Source organism: Vibrio sp. Vb1755 (assembly GCF_033338635.1).
GTDB lineage: Bacteria > Pseudomonadota > Gammaproteobacteria > Enterobacterales > Vibrionaceae > Vibrio > Vibrio alginolyticus.
The window spans coordinates 1-1,829 of the sequence record NZ_JAWOTA010000076.1; the positions used below are offsets into that span (position 1 = coordinate 1).

At 48.3% G+C, this 1,829-nt stretch carries 3 protein-coding genes; all 3 read right to left on the reverse strand.

Going from position 1 to position 1,829, the window contains the following annotated elements; genetic code table 11:
• Nucleotides 1-565 (reverse strand): SCP2 domain-containing protein (locus R7E00_RS22670; RefSeq protein ID WP_318124500.1); only part of this gene is annotated, 565 nt, incomplete at its 3' end.
• 11 nt (nucleotides 566-576) lie between these two features.
• Nucleotides 577-1,356: a bifunctional demethylmenaquinone methyltransferase/2-methoxy-6-polyprenyl-1,4-benzoquinol methylase UbiE gene (ubiE, locus tag R7E00_RS22675; protein WP_005456853.1), complete on the reverse strand. Its 780-nt coding sequence runs from the start codon at nucleotides 1,354-1,356 to the stop codon at nucleotides 577-579.
• A gap of 78 nt (nucleotides 1,357-1,434) precedes the next feature.
• The coding region (rmuC, locus tag R7E00_RS22680) for a DNA recombination protein RmuC (protein WP_318124501.1) at nucleotides 1,435-1,829 on the reverse strand (395 nt) is incomplete at its 5' end.

Consider the following 1,829-nt stretch of genomic DNA (forward strand, 5'->3'; position numbering starts at 1 on the left):
GAGAAGCCTGGCTGCGTACCTCATCCACTTGATCGCAAAAATACGCGACTTCCAATGGTGCGGGTGCCAATTTCCACTCTTCTGTGACCACTTGGGCAAGGTGACGCTGATGTTTTTCCGCTTGAGAAACGAAGAAACCACCCACGTTTTTGGTGCCTTGTACCAAAGTGTGTGCAACTACATCGCCTGTTACGCGAGATAACCACTCTTCAATGTCCGGTTTGCAATCGGTCATCAACTGAGAAAATTTCTGCGCCAGTTGAATATCACCTTCAAGCTCAAGCTTGTCTTGCTTAATCAAGCGAGTGATGTTGGCTTGGTCACGCAGCTCAGGCAGCACACTCAAGTTCAACGAGAGATAGCAGTCAGGCTGACCTTCGTAGTTACCCAGCACATCAATCTGCTGACTGAAAACAAACGTCAGCGTCTTGTCGATTTCTTTGAGGTGAACTTGGATAACTTGGCCCTTGAAACGCGCTAAACGACGACCCAATGCAGGATCGTCTTTAATCAGTGTGTTCAGCGAAGTTTCAATGACAGCAGTGATAAGAGGTTCAAATGGCATGCCGTTAACCCTTAGAATTTGTAACCGCGGTGCAACGCCACAATACCACCCGTTAGGTTGTAGTATTTGGTGTTTTCGAAGCCAGCGTCTTGCATCATGCCTTCCAGTGTTTCTTGGTCTGGGTGCATGCGAATAGATTCAGCAAGGTAGCGGTAGCTTTCTGCGTCATTCGCGACCAATTCGCCCATTTTTGGCAATAGGTGGAATGAGTACGCGTCGTACACTTTTGATAGTGGTTCGAGAACTGGTTTAGAGAATTCCAAAACCAATAGACGACCACCTGGCTTGAGGACGCGGAACATTGAACGCAGTGCTTTGTCTTTGTCGGTTACGTTACGAAGACAGAAGCTGATGGTGATCACATCGAAGTAATCATCTGGGAAAGGCAGTTCTTCTGCGTTTGCTTGTACGTAGTGTACGTTACCCACAATGCCGTTATCGCGCAGTTTGTCGCGGCCAACATTCAGCATTGAGTTGTTAATATCTGCCAGAACAACGTGGCCTTGGTCACCCACAATACGCGAGAATTTCGCGGTTAGGTCACCCGTACCACCACCTAGATCCAGAATGCGCTGACCAGGACGAGCGCCACTGCAATCGATCGTAAAACGCTTCCAAAGGCGGTGAATACCACCTGACATCAGGTCGTTCATGATGTCGTATTTCGCTGCCACTGAGTGGAAAACTTCGGCAACTTTGGTCACTTTTTCTTCTTTCGCCACTGTGGTGAAACCAAAGTGGGTCGTTTCGTTCTCTAACGCTGTATTGGATTGCAAACTTGTGTCCGTCATTCTAATTCCTCTTGGGCAGCACTTGTTCACTACAGGGCGTTTGCTGACAATGAAAGTCGCCCTCTGTACTGCGGGCGATTAGTTTACTTTATCCTCAGCCGGATGTCTTTCTACTAACGATTCATTTGGTGATTCATTTTCTGAAAATGCATCACTTTGCGCCAACTGCGCAAGGTCAGAAGAAATCGGTCGTTTGATTTCAACCCCCAACTGTCTAAAGCTTTCTGCTTGACGAATCACGTTGCCACGGCCTGTTGCCAGCTTGTTCATAGCGCCTTGATAGGTTTGGTTCGCTCGGTCTAATGCGCCGCCCAACCCTTCCATGTCATCGATGAATAAACGCAGCTTGTCGTACAGTTTGGTGGCGCGCTGGGCGATCAGTTTGGCGTTTTCATTCTGACGTTCGTTACGCCATAAATTGTCGATGGTGCGCAGTGCCACCAACAACGTGGTTGGGCTAACCAAGATAATGT